The sequence below is a fragment of the Pseudomonas sp. genome, from assembly GCF_049300855.1.
Taxonomy (GTDB): Bacteria; Pseudomonadota; Gammaproteobacteria; order Pseudomonadales; family Pseudomonadaceae; genus Aquipseudomonas.
In genome coordinates this window covers 111,329-132,256 of sequence record NZ_JBAQKH010000012.1, presented here as the reverse complement: position 1 = coordinate 132,256, position 20,928 = coordinate 111,329, and the positions used below count along the sequence as shown (strand labels likewise).

At 59.5% G+C, this 20,928-nt stretch carries 18 protein-coding genes and 1 pseudogene; 15 read left to right on the top strand and 4 right to left on the bottom strand.

Going from position 1 to position 20,928, the window contains the following annotated elements; genetic code table 11:
- The first annotated feature begins 265 nt into the window (after positions 1–265).
- The 3 genes and pseudogenes from WA225_RS03825 (at position 266) to WA225_RS03815 (ending at position 3,462) form a co-directional block, all read left to right on the top strand.
- Complete coding sequence (locus tag WA225_RS03825) at positions 266–1,582, top strand: Na+/H+ antiporter family protein (protein ID WP_422606934.1); 1,317 nt, start codon at positions 266–268, stop codon at positions 1,580–1,582.
- Positions 1,583–1,779: 197 nt separating this feature from the next.
- Positions 1,780–2,556: pseudogene (locus tag WA225_RS03820) on the top strand (cache domain-containing protein); the annotation flags it as partial.
- A gap of 84 nt (positions 2,557–2,640) precedes the next feature.
- Entirely contained in the window at positions 2,641–3,462 is an 822-nt protein-coding gene (locus WA225_RS03815; protein WP_422606945.1) for a methyl-accepting chemotaxis protein, read from the top strand.
- A gap of 221 nt (positions 3,463–3,683) precedes the next feature.
- On the opposite strand, the gene WA225_RS03810 is transcribed toward WA225_RS03815, so the two are convergent.
- A complete protein-coding gene (locus WA225_RS03810) occupies positions 3,684–4,619 on the bottom strand; it encodes a LysR family transcriptional regulator (RefSeq protein WP_422606933.1) in 936 nt (311 codons plus the stop codon).
- 113 nt (positions 4,620–4,732) lie between these two features.
- Here WA225_RS03810 and WA225_RS03805 point away from each other — a divergent pair, with 113 nt between their 5' ends.
- From WA225_RS03805 to WA225_RS03795, 3 genes are all read left to right on the top strand, one after another.
- Positions 4,733–5,218 (top strand): DMT family transporter, encoded by a 486-nt coding sequence (locus WA225_RS03805; protein WP_422606932.1) that lies wholly within the window; start codon positions 4,733–4,735, stop codon positions 5,216–5,218.
- Positions 5,219–5,221: 3 nt separating this feature from the next.
- Positions 5,222–5,674, top strand: a complete 453-nt coding sequence (locus WA225_RS03800) for a DMT family transporter (protein WP_422606931.1) — start codon at positions 5,222–5,224, stop codon at positions 5,672–5,674.
- A gap of 1,004 nt (positions 5,675–6,678) precedes the next feature.
- A complete protein-coding gene (locus WA225_RS03795) occupies positions 6,679–7,035 on the top strand; it encodes a DUF6124 family protein (RefSeq protein ID WP_102900701.1) in 357 nt (118 codons plus the stop codon).
- Positions 7,036–7,223: 188 nt separating this feature from the next.
- On the opposite strand, the gene WA225_RS03790 is transcribed toward WA225_RS03795, so the two are convergent.
- On the bottom strand, positions 7,224–7,940 hold the full coding sequence (locus WA225_RS03790) for an SIMPL domain-containing protein (RefSeq protein WP_422606930.1): 717 nt from the start codon (positions 7,938–7,940) through the stop codon (positions 7,224–7,226).
- A gap of 314 nt (positions 7,941–8,254) precedes the next feature.
- On the opposite strand from WA225_RS03790, the gene WA225_RS03785 reads away from it, so the two are divergent.
- The 4 genes from WA225_RS03785 to WA225_RS03770 all read left to right on the top strand — a co-directional run bounded on the left by WA225_RS03785 (position 8,255) and on the right by WA225_RS03770 (position 12,832).
- A complete protein-coding gene (locus tag WA225_RS03785; protein ID WP_422606929.1) occupies positions 8,255–9,517 on the top strand; it encodes an ATP-binding protein in 1,263 nt (420 codons plus the stop codon).
- Positions 9,510–10,070 carry a response regulator transcription factor gene (locus WA225_RS03780; protein WP_003221630.1) on the top strand — a complete coding sequence of 187 codons (561 nt, stop codon included), beginning with the start codon at positions 9,510–9,512 and terminating at the stop codon, positions 10,068–10,070. Before WA225_RS03785 ends, WA225_RS03780 begins: the two co-directional genes overlap by 8 nt.
- A gap of 96 nt (positions 10,071–10,166) precedes the next feature.
- Positions 10,167–11,894, top strand: a complete 1,728-nt coding sequence (locus WA225_RS03775) for an ABC transporter ATP-binding protein/permease (protein WP_422606928.1) — start codon at positions 10,167–10,169, stop codon at positions 11,892–11,894.
- A 191-nt stretch (positions 11,895–12,085) separates the two neighbouring features.
- Positions 12,086–12,832, top strand: a complete 747-nt coding sequence (locus tag WA225_RS03770) for a FadR/GntR family transcriptional regulator (protein WP_422606927.1) — start codon at positions 12,086–12,088, stop codon at positions 12,830–12,832.
- A gap of 6 nt (positions 12,833–12,838) precedes the next feature.
- Here WA225_RS03770 and WA225_RS03765 read toward each other — a convergent pair whose 3' ends face one another.
- Complete coding sequence (locus WA225_RS03765) at positions 12,839–13,192, bottom strand: hypothetical protein (protein WP_422606926.1); 354 nt, start codon at positions 13,190–13,192, stop codon at positions 12,839–12,841.
- A gap of 173 nt (positions 13,193–13,365) precedes the next feature.
- On the bottom strand, positions 13,366–13,746 hold the full coding sequence (locus WA225_RS03760) for a hypothetical protein (RefSeq protein WP_422606925.1): 381 nt from the start codon (positions 13,744–13,746) through the stop codon (positions 13,366–13,368).
- A 298-nt stretch (positions 13,747–14,044) separates the two neighbouring features.
- Between WA225_RS03760 and kdgD the strand changes: the two genes are divergently transcribed.
- The 5 genes from kdgD to WA225_RS03735 all read left to right on the top strand — a co-directional run bounded on the left by kdgD (position 14,045) and on the right by WA225_RS03735 (position 20,849).
- Positions 14,045–14,956: a 5-dehydro-4-deoxyglucarate dehydratase gene (gene kdgD, locus WA225_RS03755; RefSeq protein WP_016984321.1), complete on the top strand. Its 912-nt coding sequence runs from the start codon at positions 14,045–14,047 to the stop codon at positions 14,954–14,956.
- 61 nt (positions 14,957–15,017) lie between these two features.
- Entirely contained in the window at positions 15,018–16,463 is a 1,446-nt protein-coding gene (locus tag WA225_RS03750; RefSeq protein ID WP_422606924.1) for an aldehyde dehydrogenase family protein, read from the top strand.
- Between the two features lie 100 nt (positions 16,464–16,563).
- A complete protein-coding gene (locus WA225_RS03745) occupies positions 16,564–17,928 on the top strand; it encodes an MFS transporter (RefSeq protein ID WP_123594943.1) in 1,365 nt (454 codons plus the stop codon).
- Positions 17,929–17,939: 11 nt separating this feature from the next.
- Complete coding sequence (gene garD, locus WA225_RS03740; RefSeq protein ID WP_322845897.1) at positions 17,940–19,493, top strand: galactarate dehydratase; 1,554 nt, start codon at positions 17,940–17,942, stop codon at positions 19,491–19,493.
- Between the two features lie 414 nt (positions 19,494–19,907).
- Positions 19,908–20,849 carry an AEC family transporter gene (locus WA225_RS03735; RefSeq protein WP_422606923.1) on the top strand — a complete coding sequence of 314 codons (942 nt, stop codon included), beginning with the start codon at positions 19,908–19,910 and terminating at the stop codon, positions 20,847–20,849.
- Positions 20,850–20,928: the final 79 nt, after the last annotated feature.

Sequence of the window (20,928 nt, the reverse complement as noted above, 5' to 3'; positions counted from 1 at the left end):
AACGGCCGCGTTTCGGCTTTCTTTATCCCTGAAACACAATATGACCAATTGCCGCACTGTCATGCTTTGTACGTGATCGTTCCCACGCAGAGCGTGGGAACGATCAATCACTGGAGGCGGCGTTGGCTTTGACAAGGGGAGTTCGCTGCGGCACAGTGCGCGCCCTTCTAATAAGACCCTCTTTGCAAATCCGCCGGTGAACCGTTGGCGGACTCATTCTGTCTGGCGGTCGGTTTTCCACCGCAGTGTTTTTCGAGGAAGTGAAATGAATGCAGTCATAGCGGCAGTCGGCGTCATGCTGATCCTCAGCCTGTCCCGCGTGCACGTGGTGATCGCTTTGATCGTCGGCGCGCTGGTCGGTGGCCTGACCGGTGGCCTGGGCATCGATGCCACGCTCAAGGCGTTCAACAGCGGCCTGGGCGGCGGGGCGACGGTGGCGTTGTCCTACGCCTTGCTCGGCGCTTTCGCCGTGGCAATTGCCAAGTCCGGCCTGGCCCATGCGCTGGCCGACAAGGCGCTGGCGATGGTTGACCGACAGCATTCGAGCGGCGGTGGCAGCGTCAAATGGCTGCTGATCGGCCTGCTGTGGGTGGTGGCGATCGCTTCGCAGAATATTCTGCCGATCCACATTGCGTTCATTCCGCTGCTGGTGCCGCCGCTTTTATATGTGCTGACCAAGCTGCAACTCGACCGCCGCTTGATCGCCTGCGTGATGACGTTCGGTCTGATCACGCCGTACATGTTCCTCCCGGTAGGCTTCGGTAACATTTTTCTCAATGAAATTCTGTTGGCAAATGTTGCGCGCAGCGGCGTCGACATCAGCGGCATCAATGTCACCCACGCCATGGGCATTCCCGCGATGGGCATGGTCTTCGGCCTGGCGATGGCGTTCATCACTTATCGCAAACGGCGCGTGTACGACCTGGCGAAAATCGAGCAGGTCGAGCAAGTGGCGGTGCAGTACAACCCGCTGAGCCTGATGATTGCCGGTGTGGCGATTGCTGCCGCGTTCATCGTGCAACTGCTGCTGGACTCGATGATTATCGGGGCGCTGGTCGGTTTTCTGATCTTCTCGGTGTCGGGCATCGTCAAGTGGCGCGACACTGATGACCTGTTCACCGAAGGCATGAAAATGATGGCGATGATCGGCTTCATCATGATTGCCGCCTCCGGTTTTGCCGAAGTGATGAAGGCCACCGGTGAAGTGCAGACGCTGGTTGAATCCTCAGCGTCGTGGATCAATCACAGCAAGGGCGTGGGGGCACTGTTGATGCTGCTGGTCGGGTTGCTGGTGACCATGGGCATCGGTTCGTCGTTTTCCACCGTGCCGATTCTGGCAGCGATCTTCGTGCCGCTGTGCGTGCAACTGGGCTTCAGCCCGATCGCGATCGTGTGCATCGTCGGCACCGCCGGCGCGCTGGGTGATGCCGGTTCGCCGGCCTCGGATTCGACCCTCGGGCCGACCTCCGGCCTGAACATTGATGGCCAGCACCACCACATCTGGGACACCGTGGTGCCGACGTTCCTGCACTACAACCTGCCGCTGCTGGCGTTCGGCTGGGTGGCCGCGATGGTTCTCTGAACCCTACAAATCCCCTGTGGGAGCGAGCTTGCTCGCGAAAGCGGTGTATCAGCGACTTAATGGTTGACTGACACGACGCCTTCGCGAGCAAGCTCGCTCCCACAGGGGAATGGGTAAACCCTTTGCTCAACTTTTGTAATGGTGTGCCGTTAAAGCCTTTAACCACGCCAATAAAATCAAAAGAGTGAGCTCCCACAATGCGCCTGAGCCTCAAGGCTAAAGTCCTCTCCCTCGCTGTTCTTCCGGTGTTGCTCTTTGCGCTGGTCATCAGTTTGACCACGCTGTTCATTCTCCAGGAACAAGCGCACAAAGAAGTCGAACAGACCCGCGAACGCCTGCTCGGCGATGCCAAAGCCACCCTGCAAAGTTACGTCGCCGTGGCCATGACCACGATCAAACCGCTGTACGACGCGGCCGCTGCGGGTGATAACGAGGCCCGCGCGCAGGCGATCAAACTGCTGTCGGGTATTCGCTACGGCAAGGACGGCTACTTCTTCGGCTACGACTCCGAAACCGTGCGCCTGTTCAAGGCCAACGACCCCGAAGGCGTGGGCAAAAGCTTCAAGGACAACCGCGACTCGAACGGCGTCTACGTCAATCGCGGCCTGGTCAGTGTGGCGAAGGACGGCACCCACTATCTGCAATACAGCTCGCCGCTGCCGGGTAACGCGCAGGTGCAGGTGCCGAAACTCGGTTACACCGAATACCTGGCGAAGTGGGACATGGCCGTTGGTACGTCGGTCAACCTCGACGGCATCGAAGCGCAAGTGGCGCTGGTCGAAACGCAGGTGCAGGAACGCATGCAAGGCGTGGTGCTGAGCATCGTCGGCGTGGCAGTGGTGGTGCTGCTGGTGATCGCGGCAGCGGGGATGCTGCTGGCCAATACCATTTTGCGTCCGCTGAATTTGATGAAGGCCAACCTCGATGACATCGCGGCGGGCGAGGGCGATTTGACCCGCCGTTTGAACATCACCAGCGAGGACGAACTCGGCGAACTGGCCGGGTCGTTCAACCGTTTCGTCGATAAGATCCATGGCCTGGTGCGGCAGATCACCGAGATGACCACGCAACTCACCGGGCTGGTGACGCAGGTGTCCGATCAGGCGCAGCGCTCGGATCAGGCGATGGAACGTCAGCGCCATGAGACTGATCAGGTCGCCACCGCCATCAATGAAATGTCCGCCGCCGCGCAGGAAGTGGCCAAGAGCGCGCAGAACGCTGCCGTCGCTGCCCAACAGACCGATGAAGAAGGCCAGAGCGCCAAGCGCGTGGTAGCCGGCAGCATCAAGCAGATTCATGCGCTGGTCGATGACATCCGCAGCAGCGGCGTGTCGCTCGACAGCCTGCAGCAGGACGTGACCTCGATTGTGGGTGTGCTCGGGGTGATTCGTTCGATCGCCGAGCAGACCAACCTGCTGGCATTGAACGCAGCAATTGAAGCGGCGCGTGCCGGTGAAGCCGGGCGCGGTTTTGCCGTGGTCGCGGATGAGGTGCGCGCATTGGCCAGTCGCACGCAGATCAGCACCCAGGAAATCCAGGGCATGATTGATCGCTTGCAGGCGGGTACGCAGCAAGCGGTCGAGGCGATGCGTCGTTCCAGCGAAGCGGGTGACGGCACTTCACAGCAGGCCAATCAGGCCGGGGCTTCGCTGGATGCGATGGCGGAGCTGATCGCGACGATCAACTCGATGAACGCGCAGATTGCCAGTGCGGCGGAAGAGCAGACGGCGGTGGCCGAAGAGATCAACCGCAGCGTGCATCAGATTGCGGTGGCGGTGGATAGCGTGGCCGATGAGACGCAGTTGGGGGCGCAGACGTCGCGTAGTCTGGCGGATCTGGGGCAGCGCCTGGGTAAACTGGTCGGGCAGTTCCGGATCTGACAGCCTGAAAAGCCCCTCATCGGAACGCCGCCCGCCTAGCCCTCTCCCAGAGGGAGAGGGGACTGATTGGGGGATGCTATGAAACTACGCCGACGTGAAACAGCTTTACCGAATCCATAATCGACTGAATCTTTCAGGTCGATGGATGACGTGAGACACCTCGGTCAGTCCCCTCTCCCTCCGGGAGAGGGCTAGGGTGAGGGGCTCTTGATCTTCAGCTTTCAGGGACGATCCCAGTAAGGCACTTCACCAAAGCATTCGACAAAAAAATCAATCACCGTCCGCACCTTCACCGACAACCTCCGGCTCCCCGGCCACAACACCGCAATCTGCTGCGGCTCCAGACTGTTCGACACCTGATATTCCCCCAGCACCGGCACCAGCGTGCCGTCACGCACCGCTTCACCAATCAGCCATGACGGAAACATCACCAGCCCCAAACCCTGTTCGGCGGCCTGGGTGAGGGTGTCGGCGTGGTTGCCGGTGATCGGGCCTTTCACCGAATACGGCGTCCAGTCCTCGCCATCGCGGCGGAAAAACCAGCGCTGCTGGCCGGTCGCGCCTTTGTAGGCCAGGCACTGATGTTGCGCGAGATCTTCAGGTTTCTGCGGGGAGCCATGACGCTCGAGATACGCGGGGCTCGCCGCCACCTGAAAACGATGCGGCGCCAGAATCCGCGCCTGCATGCTCGAATCGTGCAGCGGACCGATGCGGAACAGCAGATCGGCGCCTTCCTGCAACGGGTCGACGTAATGGTCGGTTTGCTGGATATCCAGTTGCAGCTTCGGATAACGCGCACACAACTTGCCCAGCCACGGCGTCAGATGGCGCTGGCCGAACACCACCGGGGCGTTGATCCGCACCAGGCCCGTGGGTTCGCTTTGCTGTTCCTGCAACGCCTGTTCGGCTTCTTCCAGTTGCACCAACACCAGCCGCGCATGATGACCGAGCATGCGCCCGGCTTCGGTGGGCGTGACGGCGCGGGTGTGGCGGTAGAGCAATTGCTGGTTCAGCGCTTGTTCCATTAATTGAATCTGCCGGGAGATCGACGAGGGCGCCACGCCTTCACGGCGGGCGACTTCGGAAAAGCTGCCATGGTCGAGCACGGCGACAAATAGCCTTAACGCTTTGAATCCCAGTTCATTAAGCCCGTGCATGGATCAGCCTGCTGTGCGAATTGCGCAAAAGTGTTGTCCGGATGCTCCCATTTATCGCACAGCTTCGCCAGCCGATAATCCGCGCCATCGTTTACTTGAGTGGAATGTTGTTTATGCAGACGTTGGATGAGGTCGCAGTCGCGGCGCCGGTGAAGAAGTCGGGGTTGCGCCTGTTGTTGCTGCCGCTGGTGATCCTGGCGGGGATGGGCTTGTCGGTGGAGGCGGGGTTGCTCGGACCATTGGGTGTGCAGGTCGGGCATTTGTGGGCAACGTTGAGCATCTTTGGTGTCGGTTCGGCGATTCTGTTTTTGCTGTTGTTGTTTGCCGGGCCACAGAAGGGGCCAGCACTGACCGACCTGCCGCGCTGGCAGTTGCTCGGCGGGTTTCTGGGGCCGATGTATGTGGTGGTGTTGACGCTGGCGACGCCGCATATCGGCATTGCCATGACGATGATTGCGATCTTGTCCGGGCAGGTTGGCAAGAGTGTGTTGATTGACCATTTCGGTTGGTTCGGGGCGACGCGCAAAAAGGTCAATGCCGAGCGCTGGCTGGCGTTGGGGTTGATTGTGGTGGCACTTGTTTTGATTGCGCGGGGGTGAGTGATGGGTCTGGTTATTTTGTTGGCGGTGGTGGTGTTGGCCGGTGCGGTGTTGAGTGTGCAGGCGGCGATCAATGGGCGTTTGGGCGAGACCGTCGGGGTGTTGCGCAGTAGTTTGCTGACGTTTGTTGTGGGTGCTGTGACGACCGGGTTGTTGATTTTGTTTTTTGAGCCGGCGCAGGCGGTGAGTCTTTTGCAGGTGCCGAAGTGGCAGTTGACCGGGGCGCTGTTTGGCGTGGTGTACATGATGGTAATGGTCGGGGCGGTGCCGGTGGTGGGGACGGCTGTGGCGACGGTGGCGGTGATTGTCGGGCAGTTGGGGATGGGGATGTTGATTGATAATTTTGGCTGGTTGGGGAATCCGGCGATTGAGCTTTCTTCGAGTCGGATTTTGGCGATGGTGTGTTTGGGGTTGGCGTTGGTGTTTATGTATAGGAGTTCGCGTCAGGCTGGGTGAGTTGAGTGCATATCCGTTGCTGCGGGTGTTGCTGATTAGGGTTCCGCCCTTACGGCGGGTCACTTTTTCCAGACGCCCGGAATGCCGGCCCAGAAAAAAGTAACCAAAAAGGCTTGCTCCTGCGTGCGGCCCGCTCGCTGGGGGCTCGGGGTTCCTTCGCTGCGGGATCGATCCGGGCGCAGCGCCTACGGTTTGCTTCGCTGCACCTCCTCTCGCTGTGTTTGGCTGCGCCAAACGGTCGCTGCGCTCCCACGCCCGGATCAATCCCTCCACTCAGCCTTCCGACGTCGCCCGTGGATCAAGATCAAGATCAAGATCAAGATCAAGAGCAGGCGAGCTGACACTCGGCCTATTGAGTGGTGAAGAGCACGGCGCGCTTGGCTTTGGTTTTTGTGGTGCTCTTGCCCCTCACCCCAGCCCTCTCCCGAGGGAGAGGGAGCCGATTTGTGGGCCTTTAACAATCTGAGTTCAACGCGGTATTGCACGTCGGCGTAGCTGTCCCAAACACCTCGGTCAGTCCCCTCTCCCTCCGGGAGAGGGCTAGGGTGAGGGGCTTTTGATCTGTTTCATAATCTGAGTTCGGCTCGGTATTTCACGTCGGCGTAACTCTCCCAAACAACACGGTCAGTCCCCTCTCCCTCTGGGAGAGGGCTAGGGTGAGGGTTGGCTTTTGACTGTTTAAATATGTGGCAAATATCCAGAACCTTCCCACAATGTTTTCAGGTTGTCCGTCGGACGTCGGCTCTCTAGGCTCTGGATGTCGCTGAAGACTCAGCGATCGGGAGGTGAGATTCCCGGTTATTGAATTTGGAAACCTGCACAAGCCCCTCCATAATCGCCGCCAGCTCATGCTGTCAGCAGTTTTTTATGGCGGCTATGTACGGGCGGACTTTTGTCCGGCCGGGTTGGTTTCCTTACCGGTAATCTCACTCCGTACATAGTTGCCACCTCATTTCTCGAGTGAGATCGGAAATGAATGGCGTCAGTTCATAAGGAAATTTTCCATTGATAAATTGATACCTGACCCACCCCTCGATACCCCACTCGAAGAAGCCATCCGCGCCGACGACCAGATCAAAACCCGCGAAGCCATCAAGCGCGCCCTGGATTTCTACCTCAGCCCCGACCCGGTCAAACCCCGGCAGCCCAGCACGATGTTCCTGATCCAGCCAAACATCGACACCGAAAGCCTGCTGGCGCATGCCTGTGAGTCACTGGCGTCGGCGAACACGTTAACCGGTAACTTTGCCGATCAGTTGGGCCGGCCTGAGCGTAATACGGCATTGGCGATTCAGCAGATCATCATGCTGGCCGAACTGGCGGTGAATCGGGCGCTGGATCGGGTTGATCCGCAGACCTGAAGACCGCGTTATCGTTCATCGCGGGCAAGCCCGCTCCCACAGGGTTGCAGGCAATTTTCAAAACCACTGCTGAACCTGTGGGAGCTGGCTTGCCAGCGATGGCGGCGGATCATTCATCCCAAAATTCGGACACAAAAAAACCGGCGATCATTCTCTGATCGCCGGTTTTTCATTCAGCCCACTTCAAATCACTGCATCAACACTTCAATCGAGCCATCAGCCGTCATGCTGACCTGGCTGGTGCCCGCTTCAACTTCCGGCGTAACCGGTGCCGAATCCATGGCGGCGGCTTTCATCATCATCGGTGCGCGCAGGTACGGCTGTGGATAACCGTTACTGTTGAGGTTCAGGTTGACGATTTTGTAACCCTTGCCGCCCAGTGCATCGGTGGCCAGTTGAGCGCGGGCCTTGAAGGCGCTCACGGCTTCTTTGAGCAACTGGTCTTCGCTGGTTTTGCGGGTCGGGTCGGCGATGGCGAAATCCATGCCGCCCATTTTCAGGTCGCCGAGCAGTTCGCCAGTGAGTTTGGACAGGGCGGCGAAGTCAGAGCTTTCCAGGCGCAGTTCGGCGCGTTCACGCCAGCCGGTGATTTTCTGGCCTTTGGTGTCGTAGATCGGGTAGCTGTTGCGGCTGCCTTGGCGCAGGGTGATGTCTTTGACTTGCTTGGCCTGGGCCAGGGCCTTGTTCATGGTGGTGCTGACGTCGGCGGCGAGTTTCGCCGGGTCGGTGTTTTGCTCTTCGGTGTAGAGGGTGACGATCATCAGGTCGCGGGCGACTTCCGTGCTGACTTCGGCGCGCAGGGAAATCTGGTTGTAGTGCAGCTCATCGGCGGCCAGGGCCGGAAGGCTGGCGACGCTGCCGACGGTCAGGGCGAGAAGGGCGGCGCTGCGGCGAAATGTGTGCATGAAAGCTCCTTGATGAGGGCGCAGGTGCTGGTTCGGGGGCCTGCGTGAAACCATCAGACTCTAGCTTTTATGATCCGGTTCGCCCAGTTACAACTTCTATACAGATGACCGGGACTGCTGCGCAGCCATTCGCGAGCAGGCCCGCTCCCACATTTGGAACGCTTCCCCTGTGGGTGCGAGCTTGCTCGCGAAGAGGCCCTCATAGCCGCCGAAGATGTTTTCGCCATGTGGTCGTTTGCCGCACTTTCGCCTCTGAAGGGCGCGGCTTGGTTATACTCCGTGCGATCCGCCTGGAGCGCTCATCAGGAGAGCTCATGCTCGCCCCCGTACAACTGACTTCCGCCACTCGCCAGAACCTCTGGCGACTGACTTTCATCCGCACGCTGGTGCTTGCCGCGCAGGCTGGTTCCGTAGGCCTTGCCTACTGGCTGCAATTGTTGCCGTTGCCGTGGGTGCAACTGGCGATGACCCTCGGCTGTTCGACGTTGCTCTGCGTGTTCACTGCCGTGCGCCTGCGCACTTCGTGGCCGGTGACCGAACTTGAATATGCGCTGCAACTGGCCTGTGATCTGGTGATCCACAGTGCGTTGCTGTACTTCTCCGGTGGTTCGACCAACCCGTTCGTTTCCTACTATCTGGTGCCGCTGACCATCGCTGCGGTGACGCTGCCGTGGCGCTATTCGGTGATCCTGTCGGGTATCGCGCTGGCGCTGTACACCTTGATGTTGACGCGTTTCTATCCGCTGGAGACCCTGCCTATCGCCCGCGAAAACCTGCAGGTTTACGGCATGTGGCTGAGCTTCGCCCTCGCCGCTGCGGTGATCACCTTCTTCGCTGCGCGCATGGCTGAAGAGTTGCGCCGTCAGGAAGAGCTACGCGCGATCCGTCGTGAAGAAGGCCTGCGCGATCAGCAATTGCTGGCCGTCGCCACCCAGGCCGCTGGCGCCGCTCATGAACTGGGCACACCGCTGGCGACCATGAGCGTGTTGCTCAAGGAGATGCAGCAGGATCATCCTGACCCGATGCTGCAGGATGATCTGAAGGTGCTGCAGGATCAGGTCAAACTCTGCAAAGAGACGCTGCAGCAACTGGTGCGCGCCGCCGAGGCCAACCGACGTCTGGCCATCGATATGCAAGACGTCACCGACTGGCTCGACGAAGCGCTGAACCGCTGGCACTTGATGCGTCCGGAAGCCAGTTATCGGTTCCATCGCCTGGGCCAGGGCACCGTGCCGCGCATGGCGCCGCCGCCAGACCTGACGCAGGCGTTGCTCAATCTGCTCAACAACGCAGCCGATGCCTGCCCGGAAAACCTCCAGGTCACGCTCGACTGGGACGCGGAAAACCTGACCATCAGTATTCGTGACCACGGTGCCGGTGTGCCGCTGGCCATCGCCGAACAGATCGGCAAACCGTTTTTTACCACCAAGGGCAAAGGTTTCGGCCTGGGCCTGTTTTTGAGCAAGGCCAGCGTGACACGCGCCGGCGGCTCAGTGAAACTCTATAGTCATGAGGAAGGCGGCACGCTCACCGAGCTGCGCCTGCCCCACGGCGCCCGAGGAGACCAACATGAGTGACGAAATCCAAGTCGAAGGCGAAGAACTGCCGCATTTGCTGCTGGTCGACGACGACGCAACGTTCACCCGAGTGATGGCCCGTGCCATGGCTCGTCGTGGCTTTCGCGTCAGCACTGCCGGCTCGGCCGAAGAAGGCCTGACCATCGCCCAGGCCGATCTGCCTGATTACGCTGCGCTCGACCTGAAAATGGACGGCGACTCCGGTCTGGTGCTGCTGCCCAAACTGCTGGAGCTGGACCCGGAAATGCGCGTGGTGATCCTCACCGGTTATTCGAGCATTGCCACCGCGGTCGAAGCGATCAAGCGCGGCGCCTGCAACTACCTGTGCAAACCCGCCGACGCCGACGACGTACTGGCTGCGCTGCTCTCCGAGCACGCTGACCTCGACAGTCTGGTGCCGGAAAACCCGATGTCGGTCGATCGCCTGCAGTGGGAGCACATTCAGCGTGTGCTCACCGAGCACGAAGGCAACATCTCCGCCACTGCCCGCGCCCTGGGCATGCATCGCCGCACCCTGCAGCGCAAACTGCAGAAGCGCCCGGTTCGTCGCTGAACCTGCGCTGAACGACTATCGCCAGCCCTCGCGATAAAACGCACCGATCTACTATGATCGGTGCGTGTCTGTTCTTTTCTATATCGAGCCTTATCCATGAATCAGAACGCTGAATATTCCGCGGTCAACGATGCTGTGCGCGGGCAGTTTTTTCGCAAGGTGTGGGCGATCATCACGCCGTATTGGCGCAGTGAAGAGAAGGGCAAGGCCTGGACGCTGCTGATTGCAGTGATCGCGCTGTCGTTGCTCAGTGTGGGCATCTCGGTGTGGTTCAACACCTGGTACAAGGACTTTTACAACGCCCTGCAAAAGAAGGACGAAGCGGCGTTCTGGCAATTGATTCTGTATTTCTGTGGCATTGCCGCGGTGGCGATTATCGGTGCGGTGTACAGGCTCTATCTGACCCAAATGCTGACGATTCGCTGGCGGGCCTGGCTCACGGAAAAGCATTTCTCGCGTTGGCTCGCCGACAAGAATTACTACCAGCTGGAGCAGGGCGGTTACACCGATAACCCGGACCAGCGGATTTCCGAAGACCTCAACAATTTCACCTCCAACACCCTTGAACTGGGTATCGGGCTGCTGCGCAATATCGTCAGTCTGGTGTCGTTCTCGATTATTTTGTGGGGCGTGTCAGGCAGCATCGAAGTCTATGGCGTCACCATTCCCGGGTACATGTTCTGGTGTGTACTGGTCTATGCAGTGGTGGGCAGTTGGCTGACGCATTTGATCGGTCGTCGCTTGATCGGTCTGAACAATCAGCAACAACGCTTCGAAGCCGACCTGCGTTTTTCCATGGTGCGGATTCGCGAAAATGCCGAGAGCATCGCGTTGTACAACGGCGAGCCGAACGAAAATCGTCGGCTGAGCGCCCGCTTCGGCAATGTCTGGCACAACTTCTGGGACATCATGAAAGTGTCCAAGCGCCTGACCTTCTTCACCGCCGGTTACAGCCAGGCGGCCATCATCTTTCCGTTCATCGTGGCTTCGCCGCGTTACCTCGCCGGCAAGATCGAGCTGGGTGAACTCATGCAGATCAGCTCGGCATTCGGCAACGTCCAGGAAAGCTTCAGCTGGTTTATCAGTGCTTACCAGAGCCTTGCTGCGTGGCGCGCCACCTGTGACCGTCTGCTGAGTTTCCGCCAGGCCATGACCGACAACGAAGAACGCACCCCGGCCATCGATGTGCAGAATCAGGGCAGCGAATTGAGGGTGCACGACCTTGGCCTGGACCTCGCCGACGGGCGTCATCTGCTGACCAGCGCCGACATGACCGTCGAGCCGGGTGAGCGTGTAATGGTCAGTGGGCGCTCCGGCAGCGGCAAGTCAACGTTGTTGCGGGCGATGGGGCATTTGTGGCCCGCCGGGCACGGTAATATTCGCTTGCCGGCGGCGCGGTATCTGTTCCTCCCGCAGAAACCCTATTTGCCTATCGGCACCTTGCGCGAGGCGTTGAGTTATCCACAAGCGGGCGACACCTACGCACCGGAACGTTATGCACAAGTGCTGGAGACTTGCCGCTTGCCGCATCTGGTCGCACGGCTGGACGAAGCCAATCACTGGCAGCGCATGCTCTCGCCGGGAGAACAACAGCGACTGGCCTTCGCCCGTGCGCTGCTTTATGCACCGCACTGGTTGTACATGGACGAAGCCACTTCGGCGATGGATGAGGAAGACGAAGCGACGTTGTATCAGGCGCTGATCGATCAGTTGCCGGGGCTGAGCATTGTCAGCGTCGGCCATCGCAGCAGTCTGAAACGCTTCCATCCTCGGCATGTGCGAATCGACAGCGGCCATCTGGTGGAGCAGCCCGTGACCGCCTGATCAACACACATCCCATGTGGGAGCTGGCTTGCCAGCGATGGCGTCGGTTCAGTCGACATCTTCATCGACAGGTATGGCCTCATCGCTGGCAAGCCAGCTCCCACAGGTTTTGTGTGGAAACGGAAAGTGATCGTACAACCCGCTTGAGCTATCATGCCCCCAAGCCGAATTTTCGAGACTAGATGCACGCCATGGAAAACCTGATCGACACCCCGCGCCTCCCACGCAAGCGCCGCAGCCTGGCCCAGGAACTGGTGACGGTGCTGAGCGAGCAGATCCGTGATGGCCTGCTCAAACGCGGTGACAAACTGCCCACCGAGTCGGCGATCATGGAAGCCCATGGCGTCAGCCGCACCGTGGTGCGCGAGGCGATTTCCCGTTTGCAGGCTGCAGGGCAAGTGGAAACCCGGCACGGCATCGGCACCTTCGTGCTCGACACGCCGAGCCCGAGTGGCTTCCGTATCGACCCGGCCACCGTCGTCACCCTGCGTGATGTGCTGGCCATTCTCGAATTGCGCATCAGCCTCGAAGTCGAATCTGCCGGCCTCGCTGCACAACGCCGCAGCGCCGAGCAACTGGCGACCATGCGCGCCGCCCTCGATGCGTTAAACGAAAGCGCCGCCCATGCCAGTGATGCGGTTGCGTCGGACTTTGCCTTCCACCTGGAAATCGCACTGTCCACCGGCAACCGCTACTTCACCGACATCATGACCCACCTGGGCACCAGCATCATTCCGCGTACGCGGCTGAATTCGGCGCGCCTGGCTCACGATGATCAACAGCACTACATGAGCCGCTTGAGCCGCGAGCACGAAGAAATCTACGAAGCGATTGCCCGTCAGGATTCCGATGCGGCCCGTGCGGCGATGCGCCTGCACCTGACCAACAGCCGTGAAAGACTGCGCCAGGCCCATGAAGAGGCACAGGCGCAGGGGTGATGGGCGTTACTTTTCCAGTTTGAGTTTCAAATGCGCGGACGTTTCTGAAGTCTGATCATGCTTTTTCCATTTGTAGAAAAGTTTAGCGGTGGCGTCTGGTGTGAGATTCCGCTCGAAGACGTCTTTAGGAATGCTGATAACCACAGGTCGTCCCAGCTCCGCCGCAGTCAGCGCATGCAATTGCTCGTTGGTGTTTCCGGTAGACGTCTCTACGACAAAAGTAATCGTGTCGCCGATAGCAAAATTTGGGTTGGGTGGTACATGACCGTGGGCATCGCCTTGCAGTTTGCCAATGTGAAGTACTCCCTCCACTGCTTCCTCCAGAGTGGGAGTGGCCAGATTTTTTACTTGTGCAGTCATGATCAAGTTCCTTCTATGTTTCAAATGGACCGTTAAATGAGCGCAAGCCAAAGCGCTGCGCTGTCGGAGCCGATTCGTTAGCTCCTGCGTCATTAACGCCAAATCTGCAATTGCCTGGCACCTGTAAGAAATACCAGTACCGATGAACGGTCGCCGCCCCCGCCTGACCGGATTCAGCCCTCGATCCGCAACCTCAACACCTCCGAAAACGGCTCCATACTCGACTCATCGACAAACTTGTAACGCAGTTCAACTTCCCTGTTCAGGTACGCGAACAGCGCCTCTTTGGGGATGTGCAACTCGATCCCCGTCAACTTCTCCATCTCGTCTTCGGCATCGTCCCAAGTGCCGGTGTCCACTTCTTCGCCTTGCCACTCGGGCTCTTCGGGGTCGTCGCCGAGAATCGCGTAAACGCTCCAGTTCGCCGGAAAATCGCTGGAGTCGGGGACTTGTACGATCAATAAATCCGGCAGCAGCGATAGCTGCAGGGTGAGGGGGGCGGATGGCAAAGAGGCAATGTGTGCCAGGGTCGGGGCCGCGTAATTCACAAACATTCTGGTTTCCTTCGCAGGGTTCGCCACGATCCTTCGTGGCAGTTGTCACACCTTACCCGGCGTTTCTCGCAGTGCTCATTAAACGAATCTTGACCAGACATTTCCGCAATCCATCCCGGTAAACCCGGGGCTTCGCGGCAAAAGCTCCGGCGTCATAAACGATCTTGTCCGACAAAAAACCACCCGCAACGATGAAATGCAGTTGACGGTTATCTTTTAAGTTGTACGATGACCTACAACTTCGGCGAAGGCTGAACGGTCCAATCACAAAAAACGTTGCTACCAGGGTGTTCGAATAATGAATCCACAAGAACTGAAGTCCATCCTCTCTGCCGGCCTGTTGTCTTTCCCGGTAACCGATTTCAACGCGCAGGGCGACTTCAACCGCGCCGGCTACATCAAACGTCTGGAATGGCTGGCCCCGTATGGCGCTTCAGCCTTGTTCGCCGCCGGCGGCACCGGTGAGTTCTTCTCCCTGGCCGCCAGCGAATACTCGGAAATCATCAAGACTGCTGTCGACACCTGTGAAACCAGCGTGCCGATTCTGGCCGGTGTCGGCGGTTCGACCCGTCAGGCCATCGAGTACGCTCAGGAAGCCGAGCGTCTGGGCGCCAAAGGCCTGTTGCTGCTCCCGCACTACCTGACCGAAGCCAGTCAGGACGGTGTTGCCGCTCACGTTGAAGCCGTGTGTAAATCGGTCAACATCGGTGTGGTCGTCTACAACCGCAACGTCTGCCGTCTGACCGCTCCGCTGCTGGAACGTCTGGCCGAGCGCTGCCCGAACCTGATCGGCTACAAGGATGGTCTGGGCGATATCGAGTTGATGGTGTCGATCCGTCGCCGCCTCGGTGATCGCTTCAGCTATCTGGGTGGTTTGCCGACCGCCGAAGTCTACGCCGCGGCCTACAAGGCGCTGGGTGTACCGGTTTACTCCTCGGCGGTGTTCAACTTCATCCCGAAAACCGCGATGGACTTCTACCACGCGATCGCCCGTGAAGATCACGCCACCGTCGGCAAGATCATCGACGACTTCTTCCTGCCATACCTCGACATCCGCAACCGCAAGGCCGGTTACGCCGTGAGCATCGTCAAGGCCGGCGCGAAGATCGCCGGCTACGACGCAGGTCCGGTGCGCGCACCGCTGACCGACCTGACCGGCGAAGAGTACGAAATGCTCGCCGCGCTGATCGACAAGCAAGGCGCGCAATAACCACCGAGCCAACCGAGGCCGCTGAGCAATCAGCGGCTTTTGCGTAGAGAGGAGAATTTCAGTGACTGATGCAAAGCGTTTCGACAACTACATCAACGGTGAGTGGGTTGCCGGTGCCGATTACTCGGCCAACATCAACCCGTCCGAACTGAGCGATAACATCGGCGACTACGCCAAGGCTGATCTGCACCAGGTTCACGCCGCCATCGATGCTGCCCGTGCGGCGTTCCCGGCCTGGTCGACCTCGGGCATTCAGGCCCGTCACGATTCGCTGGATAAAGTCGGCACTGAGATTCTGGCCCGTCGCGAAGAACTCGGCACCTTGCTGGCGCGCGAAGAGGGCAAGACCTTGCCCGAAGCCATCGGCGAAGTGACCCGCGCCGGTAACATTTTCAAATTCTTCGCCGGTGAATGCCTGCGTCTGTCCGGCGACTACGTGCCGTCGGTGCGTCCGGGCGTCAACGTTGAAGTGACCCGCGAAGCCCTCGGCGTGGTCGGTCTGATCACCCCGTGGAACTTCCCGATTGCGATTCCGGCGTGGAAGATTGCTCCGGCCCTGGCCTACGGCAACTGCGTGGTGTTGAAGCCGGCCGATCTGGTGCCGGGTTGCGCTTGGGCCCTGGCCGAAATCATCTCCCGCGCAGGCTTCCCGGCGGGTGTGTTCAACCTGGTCATGGGCAGCGGTCGCGTGGTTGGCGATGCGTTGGTGCAGAGCCCGAAAGTCGACGGCATCAGCTTCACCGGTTCGGTCGGCGTGGGCCGGCAGATCGCGGTCAGCTGCGTCTCGCGTCAGGCCAAGGTGCAGCTGGAAATGGGCGGCAAGAACCCGCAGATCATTCTCGACGACGCCGACCTCAAGCAAGCGGTCGAGCTGTCGGTGCAGAGCGCGTTCTACTCCACCGGCCAGCGTTGCACGGCCTCCAGCCGCTTGATCGTCACCGCCGGGATTCACGACAAATTCGTTGAGGCCATGGCCGAGCGCATGAAGTCGATCAAGGTCGGCCACGCCCTGAAATCCGGCACCGATATCGGCCCGGTGGTTTCACAGGCGCAGCTTGAACAGGACATGAAGTACATCGACATCGGCCAGTCCGAAGGTGCACGTCTGGTCAGCGGTGGCGGTCTGGTGACCTGTGACACCGAAGGTTACTTCCTCGCGCCAACGCTGTTTGCCGACAGCGAAGCGTCGATGCGCATCAGCCGTGAAGAGATCTTCGGCCCGGTGGCCAACATCGTTCGCGTGGCCGATTACGACGCGGCGCTGGCGATGGCCAACGACACCGAGTTCGGTCTGTCGGCGGGTATTGCGACGACCTCGCTGAAGTACGCCAACCACTTCAAGCGTCACTCGCAGGCCGGGATGGTGATGGTCAACTTGCCGACCGCTGGCGTCGATTATCACGTTCCGTTTGGTGGCCGAAAGGGTTCATCCTATGGCTCACGTGAGCAAGGCCGCTATGCGCAAGAGTTCTACACCGTGGTGAAGACCAGTTACATCGGTTCCTGATTGAGGCAATACCTGTGGGAGCTGGTCAGCCAGCTCCCACAACAGCTACACCAAAGAAGATTCACCCGCGCATAAAAATAATCAGTGGGAGTACATCTACATGCAATCCTCCAAGCCGACTCACGTCCGCTATTTGATCCTGCTCATGCTGTTTCTGGTGACCACGATCAACTACGCCGACCGTGCCACGATCGCCATCGCCGGCTCCAGCCTGCAAAAAGACCTCGGCATCGACGCAGTCACCCTCGGCTATATCTTCTCTGCATTCGGTTGGGCCTACGTGGCCGGGCAAATCCCCGGCGGCTGGCTGCTCGATCGCTTCGGCTCGAAAAAAGTCTATGCCCTGAGCATTTTCACCTGGTCGCTGTTCACCGTGCTGCAAGGCTTTGTCGGTGAGTTCGGCATGTCCACCGCCATCGTTGCGCTGTTCATGCTGCGCTTCCTGGTCGGTCTGGCTGAAGCGCCTTCGTTTCCCGGCAACGCGCGCATCGTTGCGGCGTGGTTCCCCACCGCTGAGCGCGGTACCGCTTCGGCGATCTTCAACTCGGCGCAATACTTTGCCACCGTGTTGTTCGCACCACTGATGGGCTGGATCGTTTACTCCTTCGGCTGGGAACACGTGTTCATTGTCATGGGCGTGTTCGGCATCGTCTTCTCTGGCATCTGGCTGAAGGTTATCCACAGCCCGCGCCAACACCCGATGGCCAACGAGGCCGAAGTGCAGTTCATCGCCGACAACGGTGGCATGGTCGACATGGACGTCAAGCAAGGCAAAAAAGCTGATGGCCCGAAGTGGGACTACATCCGTCAGTTGCTGACCAACCGCATGATGCTTGGCGTGTATCTGGGCCAGTACTGCATCAACGGCATTACTTACTTCTTCCTGACGTGGTTCCCGGTGTACCTGGTACAAGAGCGTGGCATGACCATTCTCAAAGCCGGTTTCATAGCCTCGTTGCCGGCGATCTGCGGCTTTATCGGCGGTGTGCTGGGCGGGGTGATTTCCGATTACCTGCTGCGCAAGGGCCACTCGCTGACCTTCGCCCGTAAAGCACCGATCATCGCTGGTCTGCTGGTTTCCAGCAGCATCGTCGCCTGCAACTATGTCGATGTGGAATGGATGGTCGTTGGCTTCATGGCTTTGGCCTTCTTCGGCAAAGGCGTTGGCGCACTGGGCTGGGCGGTGGTTTCCGACACCTCGCCAAAACAGATCGCCGGTCTGAGCGGTGGCCTGTTCAACACCTTCGGCAACATCGCTTCGATCACCACGCCGATCGTGATTGGCTACATCATCAGCTCCACCGGTTCGTTCAAATGGGCGCTGGTGTTCGTCGGTGCCAACGCACTGGTCGCAGTGTTCAGCTATCTGGTCATCGTTGGCCCGATCAAACGTGTGGTCCTCAAAGAGCCGCCAACCAACGGCGGTACTGAAGCCACCGGTAAATTGTCTCAAGCGCATTCCTGAGGAGCGGCGTCATGCAGTTGATTGAACATTCCGACTCGCCGCGCCACATCCGCCTGCACGAGCGGGACAATGTGGTGGTCGTGGTCAACGACCAGGGCGCCCCGGCCGGCACTGAATTTGCCGATGGCCTGGTGACGCTGGAATTTGTGCCGCAGAGCCACAAGGTCACTCTGGAAGACATTCCCGAGGGCGGCGAGGTGATTCGCTACGGTCAGGTGATTGGCTACGCATTGCAGCCGATTCGCCGTGGCAGTTGGGTCAAGGAAGATCAACTGCGCATGCCGACCGCGCCGCCGCTGGACAGCCTGCCGCTGTCCACCGAGGTGCCGGACGCGCAGGCTCCGCTGGAAGGCTTCACCTTCGAGGGTTATCGCAACGCTGACGGCACCGTCGGCACGCGCAATATTCTCGGCATCACCACCACGGTGCAGTGCGTCACTGGCGTGCTCGATCATGCGGTGAAACGCATCAAGGAAGAACTGCTGCCGAAGTACCCCCACGTCGATGACGTGGTGGCGCTGACTCACAGTTACGGCTGTGGCGTGGCGATTACCGCCACCGACGCCTACATCCCGATTCGTACCGTGCGCAATCTGGCGCGCAACCCGAACCTCGGCGGTGAGGCGTTGGTGATCAGTCTCGGCTGCGAGAAATTGCAGGCCGGGCAGGTGATGCACGAGGACGATGCCTCGGTGGATCTCAGCGATCCGTGGCTGTATCGCTTGCAGGATTCCAGTCACGGCTTCACCGAGATGATCGAGCAGATCATGGCGCTGGCCGAAGTCCGTTTGAAGAAACTCGACCAGCGCCGCCGCGAAACCGTGCCGGCGTCCGAGCTGATCCTCGGCATGCAGTGCGGCGGCAGCGATGCGTTTTCCGGGATCACCGCCAACCCGGCGCTGGGCTATGCCTCGGACTTGCTGCTGCGTGCCGGGGCGACGGTGATGTTTTCCGAAGTCACCGAAGTGCGTGATGCGATTTACCTGCTGACTTCCCGCGCGCAAACCAAGACCGTCGCCGAGGAACTGGTGCGCGAGATGGACTGGTACGACCGTTACCTGGCCAAGGGCGAGGCGGATCGCAGCGCCAACACCACGCCGGGCAACAAGAAGGGCGGGCTGTCGAACATTGTCGAGAAGTCGCTGGGCTCGATCGTCAAGTCCGGCAGCAGCGCGATCAATGGCGTGCTCGGCCCAGGCGAGCGCTTCAAGCAGAAGGGTTTGATTTTCTGTGCGACGCCGGCCAGTGATTTTGTCTGCGGGACGTTGCAGTTGGCGGCGGGGATGAACCTGCATGTGTTCACCACCGGGCGGGGTACGCCGTATGGTTTGGCGATGGCGCCAGTGGTGAAAGTCTCGACGCGGACGGAATTGGCGCAGCGTTGGCCGGATCTGATCGATATCGATGCCGGGCGGATTGCCACCGGGCGCGCGACCATTGAGGAATTGGGCTGGGAGTTGTTTCACTACTATCTGGATGTTGCGAGCGGCAAGCAGCAGACGTGGGCGGAGAAGCACAAGCTGCATAACGACATTACGTTGTTCAATCCGGCGCCGATTACCTGATGGTTTTTGGGGGGGGGCAAAAGCTACCCTCACCCCAGCCCTCTCCCAGAGGGAGAGGGGGCCGACCGAGTTGTCTTGCGCTGTACATCGACCTGAAAAATCGGGTCGATTATGGATTCAGCGATGTCATTTCAGGTCGGTGGATTTTTAGAATATCCCTCGATCGGTCCCCTCTCCCTCGGGGAGAGGGCTAGGGTGACGGGCCGACCGAGTTGTCTTGCGCAATACATCGACCTGAAATACCGAGTTGATTATGGACTCGACAAGCAGTTCTGGATTCAGTGGTGCCCTTTCAGGTCGATGGATTTTTAGAATATCCCCCGATCGGTTCCCTCTCCCTCGGGGAGAGGGCTAGGGTGAGGGGCTTTTGCTTTATCATTGCCCCCTAACGACGCTCACCCAAGGCTCCCCGGCATGCTGGCAATCTTCCTCGAAACCCTGAACATCACCGCGCCGGTGTTTGCCATGCTGTTTCTTGGTGTGTTGCTCAAGCGCATCGACTGGATCAACGACAACTTCATCCACACAGCCTCCTCGCTGGTGTTCAACGTCACCATGCCGGCGCTGCTGTTTCTCGGCATTCTGCATGCCGACCTGCACGCCGCACTGCAACCGGCGCTGCTGATCTATTTCGCGATTGCCACACTGGTGAGTTTTGCCCTGGCCTGGGGCTGGGCGATTTTCAAATGCCCGCGTGAAGATCGCGGCATCTACACCCAAGGCGCGTTTCGCGGCAACAACGGGGTGATTGGTCTGGCGCTGGCGGCGAGCATGTACGGCGATTACGGAATTTCCCTCGGCGCAATTCTCGCGGCGCTGGTGATCCTGTTTTACAACACGCTGTCGACCATTGTGCTGGCGGTGTACAGCCCGGTGATCAAGTCCGATCCGTGGAGCATCTGCAAAAGCGTGTTCAGCAATCCGTTGATCATCAGCGTGATCGCAGCGGCGCCGTTTGCCTATTTCAAGATCGGTTTGCCGGGCTGGCTGGAGACCTCAGGTCAGTATCTGGCGCAGACCACCTTGCCGCTGGCGTTGATCTGCATTGGCGGCACACTGTCGCTGGCGGCGTTACGCAAGAGCGGCAACATGGCGCTCAGTTCGAGCCTGGTGAAGATGGTCGGCTTGCCGGTGCTGGCGACGCTCGGCGCATGGTTGTGTGGATTTCGCGGGGCGGAGTTGGGGATTCTGTTTCTGTACTTCGGCAGCCCGACGGCAGCGGCGAGTTTCGTCATGGCCCGGGCGGCGCAGGGCAATCATGAACTGGCGGCGGCGATTATCGTGATGACCACGTTGATGGCGGCGATTACCACCAATGTCGGGATCTTTGTTTTGCAGTGGGGTGGGTGGATCTAGCCTGAATCTTGGGTTGCTCTCCCGGGCCTCTTCGCGAGCAAGCTCGCTCCCACATTTGAAATGCATTCCAATGTGGGAG